This window comes from Fulvivirga sp. M361 (assembly GCF_007097395.1).
Classification (GTDB): domain Bacteria; phylum Bacteroidota; class Bacteroidia; order Cytophagales; family Cyclobacteriaceae; genus Fulvivirga.
This window is the reverse complement of sequence record NZ_VKDC01000022.1, coordinates 29,375-55,967: the sequence shown is the minus strand read 5'-3', so window position 1 is coordinate 55,967 and position 26,593 is coordinate 29,375. Positions and strand designations below refer to the sequence as shown.

21 protein-coding genes are annotated in these 26,593 nt (G+C 42.1%); 11 read left to right on the top strand and 10 right to left on the bottom strand.

The genetic code is table 11. The annotated features are described in order from the left end of the window. Positions 1-56 precede the first annotated feature (56 nt). The gene (locus FNH22_RS21270) at positions 57-2,156 is read right to left on the bottom strand and encodes a hypothetical protein (RefSeq protein WP_143400465.1); all 2,100 of its coding nucleotides are present in this window, start codon (positions 2,154-2,156) and stop codon (positions 57-59) included. A 112-nt stretch (positions 2,157-2,268) separates the two neighbouring features. On the opposite strand from FNH22_RS21270, the gene FNH22_RS21265 reads away from it, so the two are divergent. Together FNH22_RS21265 and FNH22_RS21260 are read left to right on the top strand one after the other, a co-directional pair. Further along, a complete protein-coding gene (locus FNH22_RS21265) occupies positions 2,269-3,177 on the top strand; it encodes an AraC family transcriptional regulator (RefSeq protein ID WP_143400464.1) in 909 nt (302 codons plus the stop codon). 111 nt (positions 3,178-3,288) lie between these two features. Then, positions 3,289-4,059 (top strand): SDR family NAD(P)-dependent oxidoreductase, encoded by a 771-nt coding sequence (locus FNH22_RS21260; protein ID WP_143400463.1) that lies wholly within the window; start codon positions 3,289-3,291, stop codon positions 4,057-4,059. A gap of 125 nt (positions 4,060-4,184) precedes the next feature. Here FNH22_RS21260 and FNH22_RS21255 read toward each other — a convergent pair whose 3' ends face one another. Both FNH22_RS21255 and FNH22_RS21250 read right to left on the bottom strand, forming a co-directional pair. Next, positions 4,185-7,853 carry a BamA/TamA family outer membrane protein gene (locus FNH22_RS21255; protein ID WP_185154336.1) on the bottom strand — a complete coding sequence of 1,223 codons (3,669 nt, stop codon included), beginning with the start codon at positions 7,851-7,853 and terminating at the stop codon, positions 4,185-4,187. Between the two features lie 24 nt (positions 7,854-7,877). Continuing rightward, entirely contained in the window at positions 7,878-8,774 is an 897-nt protein-coding gene (locus FNH22_RS21250) for an SdiA-regulated domain-containing protein (protein ID WP_143400461.1), read from the bottom strand. Between the two features lie 110 nt (positions 8,775-8,884). Here FNH22_RS21250 and hemE point away from each other — a divergent pair, with 110 nt between their 5' ends. Next, a complete protein-coding gene (gene hemE, locus FNH22_RS21245; RefSeq protein ID WP_143400460.1) occupies positions 8,885-9,916 on the top strand; it encodes a uroporphyrinogen decarboxylase in 1,032 nt (343 codons plus the stop codon). A 36-nt stretch (positions 9,917-9,952) separates the two neighbouring features. Then, positions 9,953-10,345 carry a hypothetical protein gene (locus tag FNH22_RS21240; protein WP_143400459.1) on the top strand — a complete coding sequence of 131 codons (393 nt, stop codon included), beginning with the start codon at positions 9,953-9,955 and terminating at the stop codon, positions 10,343-10,345. Positions 10,346-10,452: 107 nt separating this feature from the next. On the opposite strand, the gene FNH22_RS21235 is transcribed toward FNH22_RS21240, so the two are convergent. Both FNH22_RS21235 and accD read right to left on the bottom strand, forming a co-directional pair. After that, entirely contained in the window at positions 10,453-12,888 is a 2,436-nt protein-coding gene (locus FNH22_RS21235) for an ABC transporter permease (protein ID WP_143400458.1), read from the bottom strand. Between the two features lie 92 nt (positions 12,889-12,980). Beyond that, positions 12,981-13,820 (bottom strand): acetyl-CoA carboxylase, carboxyltransferase subunit beta, encoded by an 840-nt coding sequence (accD, locus tag FNH22_RS21230; RefSeq protein ID WP_143400457.1) that lies wholly within the window; start codon positions 13,818-13,820, stop codon positions 12,981-12,983. A 151-nt stretch (positions 13,821-13,971) separates the two neighbouring features. Between accD and fbaA the strand changes: the two genes are divergently transcribed. Then, positions 13,972-15,045: a class II fructose-bisphosphate aldolase gene (gene fbaA, locus FNH22_RS21225; protein WP_143400456.1), complete on the top strand. Its 1,074-nt coding sequence runs from the start codon at positions 13,972-13,974 to the stop codon at positions 15,043-15,045. A gap of 136 nt (positions 15,046-15,181) precedes the next feature. On the opposite strand, the gene rplS is transcribed toward fbaA, so the two are convergent. The 4 genes from rplS to FNH22_RS21205 form a co-directional block, all read right to left on the bottom strand. After that, positions 15,182-15,535, bottom strand: a complete 354-nt coding sequence (gene rplS / locus FNH22_RS21220) for a 50S ribosomal protein L19 (protein WP_143400455.1) — start codon at positions 15,533-15,535, stop codon at positions 15,182-15,184. A 192-nt stretch (positions 15,536-15,727) separates the two neighbouring features. Beyond that, the gene (trmD, locus tag FNH22_RS21215) at positions 15,728-16,405 is read right to left on the bottom strand and encodes a tRNA (guanosine(37)-N1)-methyltransferase TrmD (protein WP_143400454.1); all 678 of its coding nucleotides are present in this window, start codon (positions 16,403-16,405) and stop codon (positions 15,728-15,730) included. Positions 16,406-16,409: 4 nt separating this feature from the next. After that, a complete protein-coding gene (gene rimM / locus FNH22_RS21210; protein ID WP_143400453.1) occupies positions 16,410-16,934 on the bottom strand; it encodes a ribosome maturation factor RimM in 525 nt (174 codons plus the stop codon). A gap of 3 nt (positions 16,935-16,937) precedes the next feature. Further along, positions 16,938-17,762 carry a 30S ribosomal protein S16 gene (locus FNH22_RS21205; RefSeq protein WP_143400452.1) on the bottom strand — a complete coding sequence of 275 codons (825 nt, stop codon included), beginning with the start codon at positions 17,760-17,762 and terminating at the stop codon, positions 16,938-16,940. A gap of 219 nt (positions 17,763-17,981) precedes the next feature. Here FNH22_RS21205 and FNH22_RS21200 point away from each other — a divergent pair, with 219 nt between their 5' ends. From FNH22_RS21200 to FNH22_RS21175, 6 genes are all read left to right on the top strand, one after another. Further along, on the top strand, positions 17,982-20,705 hold the full coding sequence (locus FNH22_RS21200) for a 2-oxoglutarate dehydrogenase E1 component (RefSeq protein WP_143400451.1): 2,724 nt from the start codon (positions 17,982-17,984) through the stop codon (positions 20,703-20,705). A gap of 13 nt (positions 20,706-20,718) precedes the next feature. Further along, positions 20,719-22,260 carry a 2-oxoglutarate dehydrogenase complex dihydrolipoyllysine-residue succinyltransferase gene (gene odhB, locus FNH22_RS21195; RefSeq protein ID WP_143400450.1) on the top strand — a complete coding sequence of 514 codons (1,542 nt, stop codon included), beginning with the start codon at positions 20,719-20,721 and terminating at the stop codon, positions 22,258-22,260. Further along, complete coding sequence (locus tag FNH22_RS21190; RefSeq protein ID WP_143400449.1) at positions 22,257-22,679, top strand: DUF6452 family protein; 423 nt, start codon at positions 22,257-22,259, stop codon at positions 22,677-22,679. Before odhB ends, FNH22_RS21190 begins: the two co-directional genes overlap by 4 nt. Then, a complete protein-coding gene (locus FNH22_RS21185; RefSeq protein WP_143400448.1) occupies positions 22,676-23,326 on the top strand; it encodes a hypothetical protein in 651 nt (216 codons plus the stop codon). Before FNH22_RS21190 ends, FNH22_RS21185 begins: the two co-directional genes overlap by 4 nt. A 3-nt stretch (positions 23,327-23,329) precedes the next feature. Beyond that, complete coding sequence (gene lpdA / locus FNH22_RS21180; protein ID WP_143400447.1) at positions 23,330-24,730, top strand: dihydrolipoyl dehydrogenase; 1,401 nt, start codon at positions 23,330-23,332, stop codon at positions 24,728-24,730. 72 nt (positions 24,731-24,802) lie between these two features. After that, the gene (locus FNH22_RS21175; protein ID WP_143400446.1) at positions 24,803-25,423 is read left to right on the top strand and encodes a rhomboid family intramembrane serine protease; all 621 of its coding nucleotides are present in this window, start codon (positions 24,803-24,805) and stop codon (positions 25,421-25,423) included. A 126-nt stretch (positions 25,424-25,549) separates the two neighbouring features. Here the strand turns inward: FNH22_RS21175 and FNH22_RS21170 are convergent, their stop codons facing one another. After that, positions 25,550-26,494 (bottom strand): sterol desaturase family protein, encoded by a 945-nt coding sequence (locus FNH22_RS21170; RefSeq protein ID WP_143400445.1) that lies wholly within the window; start codon positions 26,492-26,494, stop codon positions 25,550-25,552. Between the last annotated feature and the right edge of the window lie 99 nt (positions 26,495-26,593).

The window sequence follows — 26,593 nt, the reverse complement described above, 5'->3', positions numbered from 1 at the left end:
GATTGCTCACCCAAAAGGTTCCCAGTTATTTGGATAGGACAGCAATTACCGTTTAATTAATATGAACCATTATATTTTCGGATGAACCATTCTGAAGAGATCAATGCCAGCAAAAGGAAAAATATCCATTTAAGGTTGATAAAAGGAAGGTATTTTTCATCGCTATGAATCACTCCCTGGCCTTTTTCTTCGGCCATACGGACGGTTAACCGGTCCATTTCATCTACGCTAAAAAAATCACCTCCTGACTTTTTTGACAGCTTTCTTAGTAAATTATAATCTGCCGTGAGATTAAGGTCCTCTAACTGTACTTCTTCCACAAGAAACTCCCCCTTTACCGTGGTTTTCTCACCATTGCTGGAAGTAGTAGCTGAATAACTATAAACGCCTTCACCAAGTCCGTTTATAGCATATTGTGTGTTGCCTTCCGCAGGTACGTAGGTGTAATTAGTTGACTTGCCCTGCTCATCCGTCAAAATAAGGTCAATCCTGTTTCCATATATCCGTTCGTAAAGATCGTTGTAGGTTTCGGATTCAAAAATGACCGGTTCACTGGTACGAAACTCATTTTTCACAGGGTAAGCCTTGAATTTGCGCTTATCCTCTTTGGAAGACAAGAACTGAACCAACTTGCTTATCAACTCATTAAAATATTTATTATTCCCTTGTCGAGCATAGTCTGTAAGCTTCCACCGCCAGAGCCCACTACCCAGCACTACACCGGACCGCTCACCATTACGGTCCGATATGGCCACGAGAGGTTTGTTTGTGGTTAAAGTACCTACCCGTTGGTAAAGCATAACATTAACTTCCTGATCCAAAGATATCCTGCCAAAGGGTACGACAAGCGGAGGGAAGTCATCAAAAGCTTCCTGTAGATCCTGAGTCAGTGAAAAGCTTCCAAACGCAGGGTTGAATGCAGCAGTGACTTCATCGTACTCACTGGGGATCACCTTAATATTAAGCAGGCCATTGGACCTGTTGAACTGACTCATATCGGTCAAACCACCATAGGTCCACAGCAACGGCGTTTTGGTCTCTTTAAACCGCTGTACAAATGCCGATGCTCTCCTGTTCCTTCCAGGGATCTGATGTAAAATAACCAGATCAAACCTGGCCTTATTAGCAGACAACTTCTCTACATCACCGGGTATGGAAAGGATATATTGCTCAAAAGAGTAGTTTTCATTGCTCTCAATAGCGGAGCGGATCGCTTTCACATCCGGGTGCGGTGCTGCGGCTACCAGAGCTATCTTTTCTCTGCCTTCAATCACCTCGACGTAAGCTTTTTTCTCATTGTTCTCAAAGTTGAACTCATTAGATTTAGAACTCACCACAACTGTAAATGATTGATAACCCTTTTGTGCTGCTTCTACATAAAAGCTGATTTCATTCAGTTGATCCTCGCCGGTAAGCTTGACGGATTTAGATGCCATTACCTTAGCTCCTTTTTGAACTGATACTGTTACTTGCTGACCCGTGAAACCTTTTTGGAGAACTTGAACTACCAATGGGAACTTATTACCCTGATAAGATATTTTATTGTATTTCAGTGATTTTAAAATGATGTCCGACTTGGGCACGGTATCTCCGATGCCAAGAGAGTAGATCTTTTGACCAAAATCAGCGTAGGTAGGCAATCGGCCATTGTTATGTATTCCATCAGAAAGTAGCAAAACACCCCCAAGATTACGACCTTCATAATCCATCTGGATCCCTCTCATTAGCTGGTTCAGATCCGTACTCTGCTCTTGAAAAGTTATCTCAGCCGGGTCTGGTATCCTTTTATTGGAAATAGAACGATATTCTACAGCAAAATCACGCTCACGCAATTGGTCAGCCCGGGCCCTCAACTCATCCGATAGCTGCTCCCATTTGGCGCTATCCATGGCCTCTGTCATAGAACTGGAATTGTCCACTGCGATAATGAAAGTAGCCGGTTCAATCTCGTTTTGTATCTGTTTCAAAATTGGAGATATTAGGAGAATTGCTATACATGATACTGTCAGCCATCGCAATGCAAAAAGCACTTTGTTCCAGCTAACTCCCCAGGGGCCTGTTTTTTTATAGAGCAATAAGGCATACCCTAAACCGGCAAGAATGGCGAGTAGCAAGAAAAGCGGAGAGTGTTCAAATATCAATGATGGTTGCTGCATTAAATCTGTTTAACGATTACGACCTCATAAAGATAGGCAAAGATATTCGTTGAATACTTTTGTGAGCATACGTGGCTGAATACTTTGATTTCAAAAAAGTATTTTTGTTGGGATGAAAGAACTTGTTATTCACCATAGTATTTCTGACCTGTACACCTCACTGAACCTTCCAATGGAACAAGAGATGGATTTTACCATTCATTTTTTGCCGGATATTCATCCTAAGGTTCCCTTCACCTCACCTACTTTCAGGGCCAATTATTATTCTTTTGTTTTTGTTAAAGATGGTTTTGGCACCTACACTACAGACGAACAGGTATTTGAAACCAAGCCCTACACCATTTATTTTACAAACCCCGGGCATGTTAAAGCTTTTAAACTGGACGTGCTAAGGGATGCGTACATCATCACACTAACAGAATCATTTTTAAAAGAGCAGGTTCACCGGAATATTTTTGAAGAGTTCCCATTTCTATTGGCTGAAACCGTGCCTCCAAGTACTTTAGCTCCGGAAGATTTTGAACCCTTTGAGAAATTGTACCTGCAGCTGTACGACGAATACCAAAAGACAGGCCCCTATAAATACAAGATCATCGGAAACTTGTTTGTGGTCTTACTTTTAAAAATCAAAGCCACTTTTTGGAAAACCTATAATCCATTGCAGGAAGGAGACAGAAGCTCTCAAATTGTCAAATCTTTCAAGCAGGCACTTGAGAGACATTACCGCGAGCTTGCTGCAGGGAAAGAAAAAGCCTTATACCAGGTACAGGATTACGCACACCTTCAACATCTACATCCTAATTACCTCAGCAACGTTATTAAGAGTAAAACAGGCAAATCTGTCACTACCTGGGTTACCGAAAAGACCATTGGCGAAGCACAATCACTGCTTAAAAACACAAACAAAACGGTTAAAGAAATAAGTTACATTCTTGGCTTTTCCGAACCTACACACTTCAGCAGTTACTTTAAAAAACATACTGACGCGACGCCTAACGCTTATCGAAAAAGACTTTTGTAGTCGTATCTTAGGAATTTGTCATTTCCCCTTAGAAATACGTCGTTATTCACCCTTCGTACTCCTCTTACTTTGTAATGTAAATAAAACATAAGCATTTTAAACATTACAAAAATGAAAGATCTATTAAGCAACAAAATAGCGTTAGTAACAGGTGGCAGCCGGGGTCTGGGTAAAAATGAAGCCCTGAAGCTAGCGGAACTTGGAAGTGACGTTATCATCACCTTCAGAAGTCAAAAGGAGGAAGCCCAACAAGTAGTAAATGAAATCGAATCACAAGGAAGAAAAGCGCTGGCATTACAGCTTGATGTTTCACAAACGGATAGTTTCGACCATTTTTTTGAGGATCTTATCACCCAACTAAAAGAAAAATGGGGTAAAGATAAATTTGACTTCCTGGTAAATAATGCCGGGATTGACAACTCTTCTCTATTCAGCCAGTTTACAGAAAAAGCTTTTGATGACTTATATAATGTTCATTTAAAAGGAACCTTTTTTTTCACTCAGAAGGCACTTGCTTTTATGAATGACGGTGGACGTATCATTAATACCAGCACTGGGTTAGCACGATTTACGATACCTGGTTACAGTGCATACGCGGCTATGAAAGGTGCTATTGAAGTTTTTACACGTTACCTCGCAAAGGAATTAGGCCATCGAAGTATCACGGCAAATGTAATAGCACCAGGGGCTATAGAAACCGATTTTAATGCACCCGCCTTCCATGCCAATCCACAGCTAAAAGATACATTGGCCGCACAGACTGCCTTAGGTAGAGTAGGGATGCCGGATGATGTGGGTGGCATTGTAGCCTTCTTATGTACGGAGCACGCTCGCTGGATCAATGCCCAACGAATAGAGGCTTCCGGTGGGATGTTTTTGTAGAAACATTGGCTCTTTCATTGTTATTGTTAGTAGTAAAATTTGTGAGGAACCTGGGATATGAAGGAGCCAATTACCAACAGCATACATTTTCATCGTAGATAGAGAAACCGAATGAGTAGAGTAGACTAGAACAAAAAACCAAATCGGAAATAAAACAAAGTATCTTCTTCTGAAGCACCGATTTCTGTTGAGATCACAGCGGCGTTAAAAGGAGCAAACCAAAGCCCTCCACCTACTCCCCGATGCCATTTATCCGAATCTTCTCCGTCCAACCATACCCTGCCTGTATCATGAAATGCCATAATACCAAACGCCGCAGGTAAAAGGTAGGTTCTGAATGTAAACAGCTTAAGGCGCAGTTCAAAATTGTTGTAAAACGCTTGTTCCCCATAAAAACGGGTGATCCGATACCCCCGAAGATTGGCGCGTCCGCCTAGCGTTTGCGAAAGGAAGAAAGGATAATCCTCTCCTACCGTTCCAAAATTCTTACCATACCCTATTCTTGATGCGAAAGTAAGGCGTGCGGGAAGACGAAAACTATGATAAAAAGAGAAACTGGTGTTCAATTGATGAAAATCATCCGAATCGTTATTTATTCCCCATAAAGTGCTGATCTTATTTTCCCATAGGATACCATTTGTTGGCATGGCCTTATTCTTACGTGTATCTACATCCAGGTGTATGCCGCCCCCTAGATAGGTAAAAGACTTTTCTTCAATGTCCAGGTTGTTTTGTGCAACAAACTCCTGCACGAAACGATCACCATCAGAAAAGCTTTCCAGTTCCCATTGAAAAAAGTCATGGGTGATCCCAACCTTCGCAAATGCACCAAGCGGCCTGAATAACCCTAATTCATAAGACAGTTGCTCAAAGCGTAACCTATAAAACCGGATGGCCTTATCGACATTCCTGATCTGATCAATATTCTGATTGAATTCGGATTCATTCCCCAACCCAAAGAAGAAATTAGTAAAATCAGGAAAGCGTACATCGGTGAAAGTTTCAAGGTCCCAGGGACCTAAAACATCGGTAAATGCACCCTGGTATTCGAAGTTATAGGATGATGTATTAGCGGCATAACTGGCCATTAATTTATGTTGCGACTGAAAGGGCTTTTTCCTAAAACCATGATGTGTATATTGAAACCCACCCCCAATAAATATACCATCGTCAGGATTGAACGCTGCTGTAACTAAGGGCATCAATATATTGTATTTAAAAGCCTTTCGATCATACGCATTGACTGTTGGAGCTGTCGAGAGTCTGTTTCTGCTTTCTTTATTCAGTTTTAACTTGTTGCCTTCCTTTGTATCATAAAAAATCGTTTTCTTACCTAAGCCCGCTACCCTTGAGTCGTCATCGAGTTCATCCTCATCATCTCCTCCGATCACCCTGATACGTATACTTTTATTAGATTCACCTTCTATTTCGAACTCATCCTTCCCGTCCAATCCATAAAGTCGTATTTCTTTGGTTTCTCCATGCTTAAATAGCCGGTCGTAAATAACCCCTTTCTTATCGCCGTCCTTTGCCACCTTTTTCACCACTACGTGCACATCTCCCCCCGGCAAACGAGTGGCTTTAAAATGCTCATGTTTATTACTCCCGATCACATCTACTTCTTTGGCTAAAAATTCGTAATGTTCCAGAGCATACTGCTTCAGGCCATCTCTACGGGATTTGATTTTTTTTGTGATTTCATCGCCATGTAATTTATAAATAGCCTCAGGCCACTTTTTTATTGCTGCTTCAATGACGTCATCGGTTAAACGGGTCTGCAAATCTTCTACGGCCTTTATCCAATCTTCCCTGGACAGGCCGGTGAGGAACGACCGATCGAAATAGCGCGCATTAAACATGAGCCCACTGGGCCAACGCACCTCGTGATCAAAGCCTTCAAATTTAGGCAACCCCCACTTCCGACTCCATATGGCCGGAAAAAGACCTGTATTTACGAAAAAAGCCTGATCGCGGTCCCTCGGTATAGGACGATAAATTTTCTTTTTACTCTCTTTAAAAGAAGCCCAACGCCATTGATCATCATGGCGGTCCCAGTCGCCGATCACCAGGTCAAACAACCGGGACTTTACCACCCATTCCTGATCCACAAAGTTGTCATTATCATCTGCCAGTTTTTCAAGGACCTTTGCTGTATTCACGATCTTTTCCGAATTGCCAAAGTGGTCTGCATCAGACCAATCTTTCGCCGGGCGTTCTTCATATAAGGCCAATGTATTCGCAAAATCTTTCTGATGTTCTCCAAACCGGGGATCATCAGGAATAAATACCAACTTGGGGTTGGTATGGTATATGCCTGCCTCTTTTGCCAGATAAGGCACCACAAACGCTCCATATGGGTGTGAGGCTGATATCTGGTCCTGGACCAGGTCTACGGCAAATGTGTTCTGAAACATGGCCGGTACAGCACCTGCCGCATACTTTTCTATGGATCGCAATACATATTGCTTTCCATTTTCTGCCTCCAGTCGTAACGATTTGGTCTGCATACCTCCACCGCGCTGCACAATCTCAAGACCACCGTGCTCATTGCCTATATCAAAGACAGGTACTTTGTTCTCTTGCAACCAAACGTCACGATAGTTAGTCCCCAGAAGTTTTTTCTTTAGTTTTCCTGCCTTATATTGAGCACTGGCAGAAGCAACAACCATACTATCAGACAGGTCCACCTCTTTTACGAATTCCTTTTTACTCAAAGGAGGATCATAAGGCTTATGCATCAGTTCTTTATGAAAAGACCGGGTACCATCTGACTTCCAGAATTCCACATCTACCTTTCCATCCGCATAAAAAAGAATTTTGGCTAGCCCGTTGGTGGATTCTGCATATTCCGCAAATCCCTTTTTCTTAACAAATGTTTTTTTTGCACCGGACCCACTCACAATGTAATGTGTATCTTCTTTAAAAGAATATTGAAGAGAATGCTCGTGACCTGCCACATGAATTACGTTATCATATTTTTCGAATATGCTGACCAGCGCATTGCGCATGGCTTTATACTTTGGGTGAGAAGTGTCCTGAACACTACCTATGGCTTTACGGTATAGGGCATAGACAGTACCCAGTACAGGGGGTGATACATGTATGGAAGCCTTTGTCCTTCCCCCATGGCTGCCATAAGTATACATAGGATGATGGGTGGCTACCACCATTTTTTTATGGGCATTACGAGACATTATATTATCCAATGCCTGAAGCACTTCCAAAGGATGAGCTGGATCACAGCTCCCTTGCTCTTTATTTGGTTTGTCCCACCCATGTAAGAACCACTGGGTATCCAAAATGATCAGGGTAATCTCTTCATTAAGTGAAACTTCAACCGGACCCGGGCAGCCGGCGCTTGGCAGAAAAACATCTGTTGAATCAAAGTAATTTTCAACAAAAGCTTCTTGCCGTTTCACCTGTTCCCATCCATAGGTCCTGCCTTGTGCCCAATCGTGATTCCCCGGGATAAAGTAAAAATCACCTTTTAATCCCGCCGCAACTTTTATGTGCTCTTCAATGACCTTTTCAGACTCCTCCCGTTCCAAATGTCCTCGAAGTGGCATGCCCTTCTGGTAAATGTTATCTCCAAGGAATATGAGTCCCATGTCCCCGGCGGTACTTTCCATCTGCCGCCTTGCCACTTGAAAAGTAGCTGTCTGACCCTCTGTCCGTGCACCGGCATCCCCGATAAGGTAGAGTGTATAAGTAGGGCCATTCTGAGCTGTCAGGAATAATGGGGAGAGGAAAAAAAAGACAAAAACCAGTGTTAGTATATAGAATGTCTTATTCAAAATCATAATACAAGTTAAATAAAATCAATGTATTTGATGGGGTAATTCAATCAGTCTACCCCTGCCACCAGCACCTTCACTGGCTATGTACAAGGTACCGTCCGGTGAAAAACATATTCCTTCGGGCTGAATATATATCCCTGGGTCCAACTTGACTATCTCTTTTATCTCAAATTCCCTATTGAGAATTACAATTGCCCTGTCCGCGGAAATAATATAGATATCATTCAATACAGGATGTACTGCCAGCCCTGAAGGGTCAAAATCTTTGAGTTTTGAAAAATGCCTTTTACCAGTAAGGAAATCCTGAATATCTCCTTTTTTTAACTGTATCAGCTCCTTCTTAGCCAGTTCATCCTTGACCAGATCATAGAGGTACGCTCCTTTACCTTTAAGCTTATTTTCTTTGACGTCGCCCGATGATTTTGTCATGATCAAAAGTTGCCCATCATACATGGTCATCCCTTCAACGTCATTTTTAATCGTGAAGTTGGTCGATGTCTTTTTTGCTTCCACCCTATCAGTTTCAGGTTCCGGTACAGTAAAGGAATAAAGGTCTCCGTCACTTTGCATAATGTATACCTTATCCCCCAGGCTTTCAATACATTCGTAATCTCCGGATTTCGCAAATTTTATTTTCCTGGTGATAGCGCCTGATTTGGTATCCAATAGAAAAAGCCATCCACTTTCATCCTGAACAGCTCCTAATAGGTCATCTTTAAAATAAGTGAGTCCTGATATTTCTTCCAGATCATAATGAAGCTTATGTACGGTTAAAGGGTCATAAAACCGATGAGGCACTTGAACATGGTCATAGTCCATAAGTGCACTATCTATCTCTGTTACAGACACTCCCGTACATTTAATATGTGTCAGGTTGGTGAGCATCAGTAACAGAAATATAAGTGGTATGAATTTCATAAGTCTAAGTTAGCTTTATCAACTCAAACATAATAACCCCATAAAGCAGGTACCGGACAAAACCTTTAGAAGACACAGTCATAATTTGCATTTGCCTATTATCTTTGCGCATGCCTTTGAAAAATGATCTGATCCTGCGGACTATCCGCAAAGAGAAAACCGAGAGAACACCTGTATGGCTAATGCGTCAGGCTGGTCGAATACTGCCTGAGTATAGAAAAGTAAGAAGTTCCGTAAGTGGTTTTAAAGAATTGGTAGAAACACCGGAGTTAGCTGCCGAGGTAACGATCCAGCCGGTAGATATTCTGGAGGTAGATGCCGCTATTATTTTCTCTGATATATTGGTGATCCCGGAAGCTATGGGCCTGAAGTATGAAATGGTAGAAAAAAAAGGCCCCTTTTTCCCTGAAACCATCCGTCAAGCGTCTGACCTGGCCAATCTTCACGTAGCACAGGCAGAAGAGGTCCAATATACTATTGATGCCATTAAGATCACAAAAAAAGAATTGAACGACAGGGTACCATTGATCGGTTTTGCCGGTGCCCCATGGACCATTTTAGCTTATATGGTAGAGGGGGGTGGAAGTAAAACTTTTTCCAGGGCCAGAGGACTCCTTTACACACAACCTGCATTGGCCCATGAACTGCTTCAGATGATAACAGAGAGTACCATTAACTACCTAAAAGGTCAAATAGAAGCCGGGGCAGACCTTGTACAGGTATTCGATTCATGGGCAGGTATTTTACCTCCTTTTCAATATGAAGAATTTAGCCTGCCTTATATCTCTCAGATATGCGATGCTATCCAGGAAGTGCCAAAAACCGTATTTGCAAAAGATGCCTATTTTGCACGGCAGTGGATGAATAAAGTAGACTGTCAAACGGTAGGATTGGACTGGTGCATGGACATTAGCGAATCACGTAGTTTAATGGAAGGAAAAGTGCTTCAGGGAAACCTGGATCCATGTATTTTATATTCAGAAAATAAGCAGATAACGCGACGAACACAGCAAATGCTCAAAGCTTTTGGTACACGCCATCACATTGCCAACCTGGGACACGGTGTTTACCCTGATATATCACCGGAAAAAGTAAAGCATTTTGTTAACGTAGTAAAAGAATACAGCTTGGAAATAAGATAAATATTTCAGTATATTTCTGATTGTAAACACTTTACAATGAAAGAATTCTTACTGACGTTATTGACATTTTTCTTGTTATTGCATGTATCCGCACAAGATGCAGAGGTAATACATTACAAAGAATTGCAAAAAGTTATCCCTGCCAATCTTGCAGGGTTCACAGGGGATGGCGCGCCGGATGGCAAGACCATGTCTATGAATGGCATGTCCTTTTCCACTGCCGAACGTACTTATAAAAAAGGCAGTCACAAACTCAATATTACCATGGTTGATTACCACGGTGCTGCTACACTATACAATTCAGCTGCCATGGCCTGGAGTATGAACATGCAGTTTGAAGATGATGACTCAAAAGTAGAAGGCTTCAGCGAGGGTGACTTCAGTGGTATCATAGAAATACATAAAAAAAATCGCAAACCAGGTTGGTAGGTGGATATAAAAGCCGTTACCTGATAGAGATTGATCTCACAGGTGTCAGCAACAAACAAGCGGTTCTTGATATCTTGAAAGCCATGGACATGAGCCAATTGCCCTAACTATTGATCTTTTAACGATTTTACAGGGTTCACTACAGCTGCTTTTACGGATTGATAGCTTACCGTAAGTATAGCAATACCTAGTGCTATGGCACCTGACACGATGAAAGTAGAAGCCGAAATATTCGTTTTATAAGCGAAACTGTTCAACCATTGATCCATAAAATACCAGGAAACAGGAACGGCCAATACTAATGCTATAAATATGAGTTTTGTAAAATCATAAGACAATAACAGCACGACACTCACCACTGAAGCACCCATTACTTTCCTTACTCCTATCTCCTTGGTACGTAAGCCAGCCATGTAGGCTGCCAGACCGAAAAGGCCAACACAGGCAATGATAATGGCCAGAAAGGCAAATAAGGTAAATATACCTCCAGAGTTTTGTTCAGCGTTGTATTGCTCCTGAAGCTCTTCATCCAGAAATTTATATTTGAAAGGTTCCTGAGGAGCGAGCGTTTGCCATAGGTCTTCGACCTGCGCAATGGTAGTAGCAATATCACCACTGATCCTGGCTGTAATAAATGGTGTATTAGGCATAGGCCCTTCTGTACTCATTAAAACAAAAGGACTTATTTCTTCCCGAAGTGACATGTAATGGAAATCTTTGACGATACCTATAATTTCGAATTCACGTGTCAAACCAGGGTCTGCCTGGTCGGTGTGTGACAGTTTCAATCCAATAGGATTATCCGTATCCAGAAGTTCGGCCGTTTTTTGATTTATGATGATGGCAAGTGAGTCATTAAAGTCTTCTGAAAAAGTGCGGCCCTCCAGTAGTTCAAAATTCATCGCCTCCATATAATGATCATCCATAGTCATAGCATTTACCGTCAATACTTCGCTACTGCCAGGTGGCATGAATTGCCTGCCAAAGTATTGGCTCACCGGAATGCTTCCTGAGCCACCCACTCCTGCCATTTGCGGCATTTTGCGAAGCTCTTTCATAAAACTTTCCCGTTGATCATTAAGCACATCCGCACGCTCAATCACCAGCATTTTATTTTTCTCATATCCCATACCCTTATTTTGGATATAAGATATCTGATCTCTTACGGTTAAGGTACTAGCTATAAGGATAATAGAAATTGCAAATTGACAAATGACCAAACCATTTCTTAAAAGTTGGCTGCTTTTCTTCGTTTGCATGTTTCCTTTAAGTACACTTACGGGGCTAAAAGCGGAAAGAAAAAACGCCGGATAAATACCTGCCAAAAGACCTACTAAAAGTGCGAGTGCTATTGTCATAGGTACGGCCATAGACCCAGGCGCACCAAAGGTCAGGTTTTTATCGGTAAGTGAGTTAAAGTATGGTAAAGCCAAATAGACCATTGCCACTGCTACTACCGTAGCAACACAGCTTAAAATAACCGATTCGGTTAAAAATTGGCCTATCAGTTGCTTTTTGGGAGAACCTAAGGTTTTACGCACTCCAACCTCTCTTGCCCGCTCGGTAGACCTTGCCGTGGCCAGGTTCATAAAATTAATGCAAGCAATGATAACGATGAGAAATGCTATGGAAATGAAAATATAAATGTCATTTATATCACCCCCTGCTTTGAAACTACCCTGGTATTTCGTGGGATATAAATAAAGATCTTCAAGAGGTATAAATGTATAGTTATAACCGTTTCCTGATGCGGTATAATCTGTGTAAGAGATATTAAGTGTCTGTTCTATCTGAGGAGCGGCATAAGTATCTACCATTTCAGGAAATTTGGCCTTTAATGATTCTAAAGAAGCCTCCGGATCTTTTTCGATATATATATGAACAGAAAAAGCTATAAAATTTTCCTGTTGAATAAACGGGATGCTCCGGATTGACGCCATAAAATCAAACTGAAAATGTGAGTTTTCAGGTACATTTCGGCATACCGCTTTTACGGTAAAATCTCCAAAATCTGTCTTAATGGTCTTATTTATAGGATCATCATCTCCAAAATATTTGCTGGCAGTAGCTTCTGTGATCACTACGTCCTGTATCCCTGATAGCGGACTGGTCTTATCACCTTTAATGATCTCAAAACTGAATAGGTCAAAGAAATTGGAATCAGCTGCAAAAAACCGTGTTTCTTCAAATACTTTTTCTTCTTCCCTTTCATCTACGTAACGTGCTATGACCGGATTATTACCTGTGCCAAACACGCGTGTAGCATTTTTGACCTCTGGAAAATCCTGGACCATGATGCTTGAAAAAGAGTGTGGAACAAATGCATAATTAGTGACATGGTCCGGGTAAATACGCTCCAGCACCATTTTGTACAGGTCCGACGATTTAGTGTGAAACTTGTCATATGACAGCTCATTTTCCACATAAATGAGGATAAGTAAACAACTGGCAATGCCTGTAGCCAGCCCAATGATGTTGATCAGGGTATAAACTTTATTCTTTAAAAGGCTTCTGAAACCAATTCGCAGGTAGTTGTGTAACATAGGTTCAACATTTAGGATTATCTAAAGTTATACCTAAACTCACCTAATAAGGTTACTTACAGCAGGACAAACAACCGGTTGCGTATGACTTACTACTTCAACATTTTAAGCAGCGTGGTAAGCTTAGCTTTCAGGTTACGCCTATCTACTATAAAATCCAGAAAACCGTGATCTAAGACAAACTCCGCACTTTGAAACCCTTTAGGAAGGTCTTTTCCAATTGTCTCACGAATAACACGTGGCCCTGCGAAACCGATCAACGCGCCCGGCTCTGCAATGTTAAAATCACCGAGCATAGCATAGGAAGCAGTAACTCCACCTGTAGTTGGGTCTGTTAAAAGACTGATATATGGAAGTTTTGCCTCGCTAAGAAGCGCCAGCTTTGCCGAGGTCTTAGCCATTTGCATAAGTGAAAGTCCTGCTTCCATCATACGTGCTCCTCCCGACTTTGATATCATCAGAAAAGGGCATTTCTTTTTGATGCTGTGATCTATAGCGCGTGCAATCTTCTCTCCCACGACGGAACCCATAGACCCACCAATAAAGCTAAAGTCCATGCAGGCTATGGTAATATTGATACCATTTATTTTACCGTAGCCGGTTCTCACAGCATCCTTCAAACCAGATTTCTTTTGAGAAGCAGCAATACGCGAAGGATATGGTTTAGAATCGTTGAATTGCAACGGGTCAGCCGATTGCATTTGAGCATCCAGCTCTGTGAACTCATTGTCATCAAATAAGATCTCGAAATATTCCTGCGAGCCTATACGAACATGATACCCATCTTCAGGGCTCACATAACTATTGGATTTTAGCTCTCGGGTGTGGATAATTTTACCCGAAGGTGTCTTAAACCAAAGTCCGTCAGGGGCTTCCTTTTTTGCTTCAGTAGGGGTTTGTATGCCTTTGTCCTTGCGGTGGAACCAGCTCATAAAGAATAAGTTTGTTAATGAGGGCTACAAATATCTATAGTATCATTCATCTTTCAAAAAAAAGAATGTGAAGGGGTGGAAAATTTGCTTTCTTTGCATCCCTACAATGTAACAGAGTTCTTTTTATTATTATATCAATAACGCCATAAATATGTCAGGTTCAGAGTTTAAACCGGGAGTTGTCACCGGTTCAGAAGTACAAAAACTTTTCGCATATGCAAAAGAAAAAGGTTTTGCTATGCCCGCCGTCAACACAATTGGTACTAACAGTGTAAATGCCGTATTGGAGACCGCTGCGGAGATCAAATCACCCATCATGATACAGTTTTCTAATGGTGGCGCGGTTTTCTTTGCAGGCAAGAGTCTTTCCAATGAAGGGCAGGCCGGAGCTACAGCAGGAGCTGTGTCCGGTGCGCATCACGTCCACAGTCTTGCTGAAAAATATGGAGCTACCGTAGTATTACATACAGATCACGCTGCAAAAAAGCTACTGCCATGGATAGATGGTATGCTTACAGCCGGTGAAGACTTTTACAAAGTGCACGGCAAGTCACTTTTCAGCTCTCATATGATCGACCTGTCAGAGGAGCCGCTGGAAGAAAACATAGAAACATGCAAGAGGTATCTGGAACGCATGAGTAAAATGGACATGACGCTGGAAATAGAGCTGGGCGTCACAGGTGGAGAAGAAGACGGGGTGGATAATACCGACATTGACAGTTCAAAGCTTTACACCCAGCCGGAAGAAGTAGCTTATGCTTATGAAGAACTAAAAAAAGTAAGTGACAGATTCACTATTGCAGCTGCATTTGGTAACGTACATGGTGTTTATAAACCAGGTAATGTAAAGCTGACACCAAAAATCCTCAAAAACAGTCAGGATTATATCATAGAGAATTATAATACGGGTGCACAACCTGTTGATTTTGTATTTCACGGAGGTTCAGGCTCCACCGTGGAGGAAATACGCGAAGCTATCTCATACGGGGTAATAAAAATGAATATAGATACGGACCTGCAATGGGCGTTCTGGGATGGCATTTTGGATTATTACAAAAGTAAAGAGGGGTATCTGCAAGGTCAGATAGGCAATCCTGAAGGAGATGACTCTCCAAACAAAAAGTATTACGATCCTCGTACCTGGCTTCGTAAAGCAGAGGAGTCTTTCAAAGTCCGTTTGATAAAAGCTTGTGAAGATCTTAACAACATAGGTACACTGGCTTAATATGGCGTAAATCATACGCCTGTATTCTACTATAAAAGGGCCCTGGCATGACCAGGGCTTTTTTTATTGGATATTGCGCATTAAAAAAGGGCCGTTGAATAACCGCCCTTAGTAATAACTCTCCAGGTGAAAGAGATCAGAGTTTTTCTTTGATCCTTGCAGCTTTACCTTGTCTACCACGTAGATAGTACAACCGCGCTCTTCTTACCTTTCCTCTTCTAATAAGTTCTATTTTTTCAATATTAGGTGACAGAAGCGGGAAAATTCTTTCTACTCCAATCCCATTGGTTACTTTTCTTACAGTAAACGTTTCACCATTAGTACCCGGGTTCTTGCGTTGTATCACCGTACCCTGATATTGCTGAATCCTTTCTTTATTACCTTCTTTGATCTTAACATGTACGTTAACAGTATCTCCGGCTTTGAAGGCAGGGAAAGATGCTCTCCGCTCATTATTTTCGGCCTCTAACTCTTTTATGATCTCATTCATGATTCTATAGATATAAATCGCTTTCTAAAAAACGGACTGCAAATATAAAAATATTTTCCTAATAGTCGAAGTACCTTTGAGAATTAAGTTATTGATTGTCTAAATGGATTTTAGCAACTTCCACGGTCCATCCTCTAATGCGTTGTAATTATCAATAAAGCTGAGCCAAGCACCCTCACACCCCCGATTACATCATTGGTCCAACAATCCTGGCCTTCTCTTCCTGGTTCGTTCAACAGATTGTTCAAACCTCCACTTCTCAATATTCTTTTCATGACCTGAAGTCAGGATTTCCGGCACCTTAAGCCCTTCAAAATCGGAAGGGCGGGTGTAGACCGGTGGTGCCACCAATCCATCCTGAAAAGAGTCTGTTAATGCCGATGTCTCATCGGAAAGAACACCCGGTATTAATCTGATCACCGCATCGGAGATAACAGCAGCAGCTAACTCACCACCGGAAAGCACAAAATCACCAATGCTTATTTCACGTGTGATAAAATGTTGTCTGACCCTTTCATCAATACCTTTATAGTGCCCACAAAGAATGATTATATTTTGTTTTAGCGACAATTCGTTGGCCGTAGACTGATCAAAGGTCACGCCATCCGGACTGGTGTAAATGATATCATCATAGGGCCTTTCCTTTTGCAAAGCCCTGATACATCTGACAATGGGCTCTATCATCATCACCATACCCGCGCCGCCGCCATAGGCGTAGTCGTCTACACGCTGGTGTTTGTCTATGGCGTACTTTCTCAAATCATTAAGATGCACCTCTACCAATCCTTTTTGTTGTGCACGCTTGAGTATAGAATCTGAAAAAGGAGATTCTATGAGACGCGGTAGGCAAGTGATAATATCAATACGCATAGTATCAATCCAGGTAAATTTCCAATAAGCCGTCAGGTAATGCTACTTCCAGTACATTCCGCTCGTGATCCACTTTCCTGATCACCTCATCCGTTATAGGAACAAGTATCTCTTTAGCCTTAAACTCGATCGCTAATAAATCTTGCTTTCCGGAAGTGTAAACATCTTTTATCCTGCCAATAGAACCATGTTGATCATCATTTATCGCATAGCCAATGATCTCATGGTAATAAAACTGATTGCTGTCGAGTTCGGGCAGGAAGGTTAACGGCAGATACAAAGCGCATGAACGCAAGTCTTCCGCCTGCTCTATAGAATTAATATCCTCAAATTTGATCAGTGCCTTGTTCTGCTTGATCTGGATGTATTCCACAAAAAAAGGAACCAGTTTTTGATTGATCTCTACAAAAACTGATTCCAAATTTGAATATTCCAAAGGGTGATCAACGTCTAAAAGAACATTGACTTCTCCTTTCAGTCCATGCTTTTTGATGACGTAACCTAGCTGGTAACACTCATCAATTTTCATCGACTATTCTGCTTTTTTATCCTTTTCCTCTTCAGCAGGAGCTTCTGCTACCGGAGCTTCCGCTTCAGGCTCTTCTACAGCCGCAGGTTTTTCTTCTTTTACCTCCGCCTCAGGAGCTTTTTCCTCTGTAGGTGCTTCTTTTGCAACTTCCTCAGTAGCCGGCGCTTCTTCAACAGGTGCCGGCGCTTCCGCAGGAGCTTTAGCTTCAGGAGCTTTCTCTTCTGCTTTAGCTGCTTTTTCCTCAGCAGGTGCTTCCGCCACAACTTCCTCAGTAGCCTTTGTTTCTTCAACCGGAGCTGATGCTTCTTCTGTTTTTACCTCTTCAGCAGGAGCTTCTGCTGTTTCAGTTACTTCTTGCTGGGGAGCATCTACTTCTGCTTTTTTTCTCAGGCTTTCCGCTCTTGCTTCTTTCACTTTAGCCTCTGCCTCTTTTCTGGCTTTTGCACTGGTAGCTACCTTACTGGCTATCTGCTCTCTCTTAGCCTGGATCTTGGTTTCTTTATCAGCAAGCCATGCTTCAAATTTCTTGTCGGCATCCTCCTGTGTAATAGCTCCTTTATTCACACCTATTTGTAAGTGTTTTTTGAGCATGATACCCCTGTAAGACAACATCGCCCTAACCGTATCTGTAGGCTGAGCGCCTTTCATTATCCAGTCAAATGCTTTGGTGTCATCCAACTCAATAGTAGCTGGATCTGTATTGGGATTATACTTACCAATTTTTTCAATAAACCGGCCATCTCGTGGCGCACGAGCATCTGCTACGACCACGTCGTAAATTGCTCTTCTTTTTCTACCTCTTCGGGCTAATCTGATTTTAACTGACATTTTATATTAGTTAATAGCTTTTGTGGAACTCGTCCACGTTTTCATTTTTTTGGAGGCGCAAAGTTAGTTGTTTTTGTCAAAAAAAAGAACGAAACCTAAACTTTTCCAAAGACTTCATTATCAGACTTAAAAACATTATAACCTAATAAACGAATATACAATTTTATTATCTTCTTCAACTTAACTACTTTTGATTCAAATATGATTCAACCTTAGATCATGGATAAATACTCCTACATAGCAAATGCTCATGGCAGCTACCTTGATGAGCTTTATGCTAGTTACAAAAAAGACCCATCTTCAGTAGACGATTCCTGGCAAAAGTTTTTTGAGGGATTTGAATTTTCCCTGCAAAAATACGGGGAAAACGGCCACGCCGACGAAAGTGACGCTGTGTCTACCAAAGATACACAGGTCCGAAACCTGATACATGCCTACCGGTCACGAGGTCATTTAAAATCCGTTACCAATCCTGTGCGTCAGCGACGAGATCATAATGTGAGACTTACCGCCGGCGAATTTGGACTGCAAAAGGAGGACTTCGAAACTGAATTTGTAGTAGGCAATGAAATTGGTTTAGGTAAGGCCAAACTCAAAGACATTGTTGCTGTCCTTGAAAAGACTTACCTCGGCACCATTGGGTATGAGTATATGCACATACGCGACGTAGATGTATTAGATTGGTTTAAACGGAAATGTGAAAAAGAAGGATCAAATATCAATTTGGATATTGATACCAAAAAACGAATATTACAAAAACTCAATGAGGCGGTAGTATTTGAGAATTTTCTTCACACAAAATTTCTCGGACAAAAACGCTTTTCACTTGAAGGAGGAGAGAATACCATTCCTGCTCTGGATGCTATTATCAACAAAGCCACGGAATTTGATGTCAAGGAAGTCATAATTGGCATGGCCCATAGAGGGCGTCTCAATGTTTTAGCTAACATAATGGGTAAAACCTATGAGGAAATTTTCAGTGAATTTGAAGGCACCACTGACCCTGACCTGACCATGGGAGATGGTGATGTGAAATACCACCTGGGATATTCGAGTAGGATTAAAACCACTACCGACAAAAACATCTATGTCAAACTCACTCCAAATCCCTCGCATCTGGAAGCGGTAGACCCGCTGGTACTCGGTTATACCCGTGGCCAAATTGATGACGAGTATGATGGTAAACTGAAAAAAGCTATTTCAGTACTTATACATGGAGATGCGGCGCTTGCCGGTCAGGGTATTGTTTATGAAGTGGTTCAAATGTCTCAGCTCCCTGGTTATCGAACAGGGGGGACCATTCATTTCGTGATCAATAACCAGGTTGGGTTCACTACTGACTATGATGATGCACGATCAAGCATTTATTGTACGGATGTGGCAAAAATAATCGATGCTCCGGTACTACATGTAAACGGAGATGATCCTGAAGCCGTTGTTTTTGCGTCTAATCTGGCCGTAGAATATAATCAAACTTTTGGTAAGGACATTTTTATTGACCTGTTATGTTACCGCAGACATGGACATAATGAGAGTGACGAACCAAAGTTCACTCAGCCCAAACTTTATAGTCTGATCGCGAAGCACCCAAATCCCAGGGAGATCTACGTTAAACAATTGGTCACCCGAGGAGATATAGATGAAAAAAGAGCCACTTTGCTGGATAAAGAATTCAGAAGTACACTCCAGGACAGGTTAAACGAGGTAAAACAAAAACCCCTTCCTTACAAACCACAAAAACTGGAGGAAGAGTGGAAAGCATTGCGTCGCTCTGAATTCAAAGATTTTGAAAAGTCTCCGGACACCAGTATCACACAACAATCGCTGGATAAAGTAGCCAAGGCTCTTACTACCATTCCGGAGGGTTTTAAGCCCATTAAGCAGATTGAAAAACTTTTAAAAGATCGTAATACCAACTTTTACGAGAAGAAATCATTGAATTGGGCGGATGCTGAGTTATTAGCTTATGGATCTTTATTGACGGAAAATATCATCGTAAGGATGTCAGGTCAGGACGTGAAAAGAGGGACGTTCTCACACCGTCATGCTTATATTTTTGACGCCAATACCAATGCCCCCTATTGTAACCTGGACCATATTCAGGAAGGGCAAAAAGAATTAAGAATATACAACTCATTGTTATCGGAATTCGGTGTTTTGGGATTTGAATATGGTTACGCAATGGCAACTCCCAATGCGTTAGTAGTATGGGAAGCCCAGTTCGGGGACTTTGTTAACGGAGCCCAGGTCATGATTGATCAATTCATCGCAAGTGCAGAATCAAAGTGGCAGCGTATGAATGGATTAGTGATGCTACTACCTCATGGATACGAAGGTCAGGGGCCGGAACACTCTAACGCCAGGCCTGAGCGGTTCTTGCAACTGGCTGCAGAAGATAACTTGATTGCAGCCAACTTAACCACTCCTGCCAATATTTTTCATTTATTAAGAAGACAGGTAACCTGGCCGTTCAGAAAACCTGCTATTGTGTTTTCTCCTAAATCACTTTTGAGACACCCGAAAGTGGTATCGCCAACCTCCGACTTCACGAAAGGAAAGTTCCAGGAGATCATTGATGACAGCTATGTCACCAAGAAAAGCACTAAACGTGTTGTATTATGTTCGGGCAAAGTCTATTATGACCTTTTGGAAGAACAACAAGCAAAAAAGATCAAGAATGTAGCCCTGGTAAGAATAGAACAGCTTTATCCTTTCCCTGAAAAACAGTTAACGGCACTGTTGAAAAAATACAGTTCGCCTGAACTCATTTGGGTACAGGAAGAGCCTTCTAATATGGGTTATTGGTCTTTCATACAACGTATAATGCCCACCTCTGATGTAAAAGTAATCGCACGAAAAGCGAGCGCTTCCCCTGCCACAGGATATGCAAAAGTCCATAAGGAAGAACAGGCCAGTATTGTAAGTCAAGCATTAACATTATAAAAACCAGCATAGAATGAGTTTAGAAATAAAAGTTCCTGAAGTAGGTGAATCCATCACCGAAGTGACGATATCCGCCTGGACAAAACAGGATGGTGACTATGTGGAACAAGACGAAATCATTGCAGAATTAGAATCCGATAAAGCTACTTTCGAGTTACCTGCTGAAGCTGCCGGCGTACTAAAAATAAAAACGGAAGAAGGTGAAACGGTTGACGTGGGTGTGGTGATCTGCGAAATTGATACGGACGCTAAAGGTCCGGCATCCTCTGAGGAAGCCCCCGCGGCACCTGCTACTCCTGAAGCTACCAAAGCGGATGGACCAAAGAAAACCGGGGAAGTAAAAGAAATGATCGTACCTACTGTTGGTGAATCCATTACGGAAGTGACCATTTCAAGCTGGCTGAAAGAAGAAGGTGATTACGTAGAACTGGATGAGATCATTGCTGAAGTTGAATCCGATAAAGCCACTTTTGAATTACCCGCAGAAGCTAATGGCATCTTATCTATCGTAGCAAAGGAAGACGATACCCTTGAAATTGGAGCACTTATCTGCAAGATAGAAATAATGGAAGGCGGAGCTCCTGCCAGCACTCCAGCCCCAAGTGCTAAAACACCACCTGCAACAATGACCTCTTCTGATGCGAGTGCGCAAAAAACCTATGCCACCGGTCATGCGTCACCTGCGGCAGCTAAAATCCTTGATGAAAAAGGCATACCACCTTCAGACGTAAACGGAACAGGAGTAGATGGGCGTATCACAAAAGAAGACGCTGTCAAAGCCAGTTCCAGGCCTGCCGAAAAAGCTGCCAGCCAGGCATCAGAAGAGATTCCTGCAGCCTCTTCAAACGGACAAATCCGTGGTGAAAGAAGAGAAAAAATGACAAGCCTGAGGAAAACAATTTCCAGGAGGCTGGTGTCTGTGAAGAATGAAACGGCTATGCTCACCACATTTAATGAGGTGAACATGAAACCTATCATGGACCTCAGGAAAAAATACAAAGAGCAGTTTAAAGAAAAACATGGTGTTGGACTTGGCTTCATGTCCTTCTTTACCAAAGCATGCTGCCAGGCGCTTCAGGAATGGCCCGCCGTAAACGCCGGGATTGACGGAAACGAATTGGTCTACCACGACTATTGTGATGTTTCAATCGCCGTTTCTTCTCCTCGTGGCTTAGTGGTACCGGTTATAAGAAATGCCGAAGCATTGGATTTTCAGGGCATTGAAAGTGAAGTGGTGCGACTGGCCATTAAAGCAAGAGATGGCAAACTCTCCATAGAGGAAATGACGGGAGGCACCTTTACCATCACTAATGGTGGTATATTTGGTTCTATGCTCTCCACTCCCATCATTAATGCCCCGCAATCAGCCATTTTAGGTATGCATAACATTGTAGAAAGGCCTGTGGCAGAAAATGGAGAAATCGTAGTACGGCCCATTATGTATGTTGCTTTGTCTTACGATCATCGCATCATCGATGGAAAAGAATCAGTAAGCTTTTTATACCGGGTGAAGGAACTTTTGGAAGATCCTGCACGGTTAATGCTGGGTGTATGACGAAGAAATTTCAAAAACTCAGCCTACTACTTGTCTCGGTACTTATTCTCACTTTTAGCCTTACCCTGTCCGGCTGTCTGGATTGTGACGGACTTAAAACGGAACCGGAGCTGATCGTAGAGTTTTTTGAAAATACGCAGTTCACCCGTGTATATGGTCTGAAATCTACTATCGAACCTATTTCACCAGACAGCAATGACTCTTATATATTACCTGTAGACGCAAGTAACAGCAAGACTACTTACATTTTTGAGAGTGCTGATAAAACAGACACACTGGAAGTATTATATGAGATTGACGTGAGTTTTGAATCAAAAAGGTGTGGATTTACTCAGAAACTGGAGAAACTCGAATTGGGCGCTAATACAACATTCCGTTCAGCACAAATTAATGACCAAAATAATATCGTAATACAATGAAAAAAGTATTACTCCTAACTATACTCTTCATTACAAGTTTTTATGTGAATGGACAGGAAAAAACGGAACCTCAAAAGTCTTTCGTTGCCAAATTGGAAATGTTAAAACTGCTTGGAGCAGTATCTAATCTGGGATATGTGTTCGAACCACAGTTTTCCTATCATCGGAACAGGGTCGCCTATAATTTAACCATTGGCCTCTCCAGGGTCAATAATGAGATTTACAGGGAGCTTGATTATACAAATAAAGGCACCTATTTACAAGGGGGTGTGCAATTTCGGGTCACTGAAGGAGGAGACGAGCATCTTCGAGGTTTTTTTATGGGATTTCATGTGAATGTTTCCGATTACGAAGAGACTGGCAAACTGGAATTTCCCGGCAGTTATTTTGGTGATAACCAGGCCAGATTAACACAGGAAAATATTTCAACCAGTGTTGCCTGGCTATTCAGTTACAAAACTTTGATAGGCGAGCATTTTGTGATGGATGCTTCCTGGCGCCTGGCGCATATACTTGGTGATTTCGATCAGCCGGAATTCCCAGTATTTCGTGTGCCGGGAGCAGGACTCACGAATTTTCTGGGTGACCGCGAAAGAAACCATCGGACCACAATTGGTTGGAGTTTAAAAATGGGATATAAATTTTAAATTATGCAATACGATGTAACAGTCATAGGATCAGGACCAGGGGGTTATGTAGCAGCCATTCGCTGTGCACAACTGGGGTTTAAAACCGCCATTATTGAAAAGTATAGTACACTAGGCGGCACTTGCCTTAATGTAGGGTGTATTCCATCCAAAGCTCTGCTGGATTCTTCAGAACACTATCATAATGCCTTAACACATTTCAAGGAGCATGGTATTGACATCAACAAACCGAAAGTCAACTTCAAGCAGATGATAGCCCGTAAGGCCGATGTGGTCAAGCAAAATGTGGATGGCATAGCTTTTCTGATGAAGAAAAATAAAATCGACGTACACCAGGGTGTAGGCTCCTTTATTGACAAAAACACGATTAAAGTAACTCCGGAAAAAGGAGAAGCCACTGAGGTCAAAACGGATAAAGTTATTATCGCGACAGGTTCCAAGCCGGCCGATCTGCCTTTTGCCAGGATCGATAAAAAGAGGGTGATCAGCAGTACGGAATCCTTAGAACTCAAAGAGTTGCCAAAACACCTGATTGTGATAGGTGGTGGCGTAATTGGTATGGAGTTAGGCTCCGTATATGCTCGTATCGGCTCAAAAGTGACCGTAGTAGAATATATGGACAGGATCATTCCTACCATGGACAGCACAATGGGTAAAGAACTCATGCGTTCTACCAAGAAAATAGGAATAGATTTCAAGCTAAGCCATAAGGTAACTGCTGTCGAGAATACTGGCAAAGAGGTGGTGGTAAAAGCGGAAGATAAGAAGGGCAATGAAGTAGAACTTAAAGCTGACTATTGCCTCATAGCCATTGGAAGAAAAGCCTATACGGACGGTTTAGGTCTTGACAACGTAGGCATTAAAACAGATGATCGTGGTAGAATAGAAGTGGATGAACATCTCAAAACATCTGTAGACACCATATATGCTATTGGTGATGTGGTGAAAGGAGCTATGCTGGCCCACAAGGCAGAAGAAGAAGGAGCCCTGGTAGCTGAGCAGATGGCAGGTCAAAAGCCACACATTAACTACAAACTTATACCAGGTGTGGTTTATACCTGGCCCGAAGTTGCCAGTGTAGGCTATACGGAAGAAGAACTTAAAGAAGCCGGAAAAAGCTATAAAACAGGATCATTTCCTTTCAAGGCACTAGGCCGCGCCCGAGCCAGCATGGACCTGGACGGACAGGTGAAAGTATTGGCCGATAAGGAAACGGATGAAATATTGGGTGTACATATTGTGGGAGCGAGAGCCGCAGATATGATTGCATCAGCAGTTACTGCCATGGAATACCGCGCCTCGGCAGAAGACGTTTCTCGTATGTCACATGCGCATCCCACCTATATGGAAGCTATGAAAGAAGCGTGCCTGGCAGCTACGGAAAACAGACCAATACATATGTGATCTCAAATTAAGGCCCAGGCAGGCATTATGGCATGCCTGTCACATATCTTTGAGTTCCACAAATAATCAATTATGTCTATCACACTCATATTTGTCATTGTCACCGTACTCATCAGCATCTATGCGTGGAATAATGAATCAATTACCCAAAAATGGATCTTTAACCCGTACGCAGTAAAGCACCGCCGACAGTATTATCGCTTTATTACGTCAGGTTTTTTGCATGGAGGAATTGTTCACCTCTTGTTCAACATGCTGGTATTGTACATGTTTGGTGAACAGGTGGAAGAAGTGTTCAAAAGTATTTATGGTGACTTTGGCAAGGTCGTTTTCAGTGCTTTATACCTGTTGGGCATAATCGTATCCGACATCCCTACATTCGCCAAACACAAGGACACACCACATTATAATGCACTTGGCGCCTCAGGAGGGGTGTCCTCCATCCTGTTCAGCTACATTCTGTTTGACCCTTCCAATAAACTGTATTTGTATGGCATTATTGGTCTGCCAGGAATAGTATGGGCACTGCTCTACATGATATACTCTTATTATATGAGTAAACGTCAAGTGGATAATGTAAACCATGACGCACACTTGTATGGCGGGTTGTTTGGTGTAATATTTACATTACTCACCATTCCGGGCGTAATCCTTCACTTTCTGGAACAATTGAAATACTTGAGCTTTTTTTAGTCAGATCATAGTGGCATTGCCTTTTCTGATCAACTATCGAAACCTAAATTCCTGTGTCCGGATATTTATTGTTACTTGGATGACGTCATAACTCCTTACCTGCCATTTCACCCAGTTAAAACGTTATCAGCTCGCAGTTGCCAATTGCTGTTCTTCTTTTAGCTGCCTTTGCAGTTGTTTCACCGTAAGGGAATCACCGTTAGGACTCCAGCCTGGTTCACCAAAGATATACATGAAAGCCTCATATAAATTCTTGGCACCTTTCACATCCTTCCAGATGTTCTTGTATTCATGTGTCACGATAACCAGTGGATTGTGCGACTTAGGATCATGGACTACACCATATTCGATATCAATTTTTTCATCAAGTTCCTTCCATGTTCCAAAGATCTTATCGAAGATGTTCAGGTAACCACCATGGTTTTTATCCAGGTATTCCACATTTTTGGCATGATGGACTTGGTGTTGCGTATGAGTATTTAAAAACTTATCCAGGAACCCAAGCTTGGGCACATATTGAGTGTGTAATTGAAATTGCCAAAGCGCCTCAATTCCCAGGCATACCAGTACCATTTCCGGATGAAAGCCTATAGCCGGTAACCACATATAGAAAAGAGGCTTATACAAAATGGTGAACCAACCATTTCTCAATCCGGTACCTAAATTATAGTGATTGGATGAATGGTGAACAATATGTGCCGCCCACATGAATCGTACGGTATGGTTAAAGCGATGCAACCAGTAGTAGCTAAAATCATCGAGAAACTGACAGATCAGCCATACATACCATGCCCACCCAAAGGATTCATAGCCCATGATATTCATACGAACACCGTTCACCTCAGGATTAAACACTTCGTACACAACATAAAAAATGGTAGCTGCGGAAATTATTTTTATCAAGGGAGTGATCAATACCGCTCCAAGTCCCATAGTACTACTGGCTAACAGGTCTTTCCACTTATATAGCTTTTGATTATCATGAGTTTTGCTGTAGGTAAGTTCTAACAGTACCAATGCTATAAAACATGGTGTTCCCCATACCAGGGGGTTAACAAATTCAAGGTTCATTTTTTGCTTTCTTAATGTATGTTATGCTATCAATTTCAGAATTCACTTTTCAATTTCCTCCGCCTGCTTTTCGATGTGGTTTGTGACTCATTAGTTAGT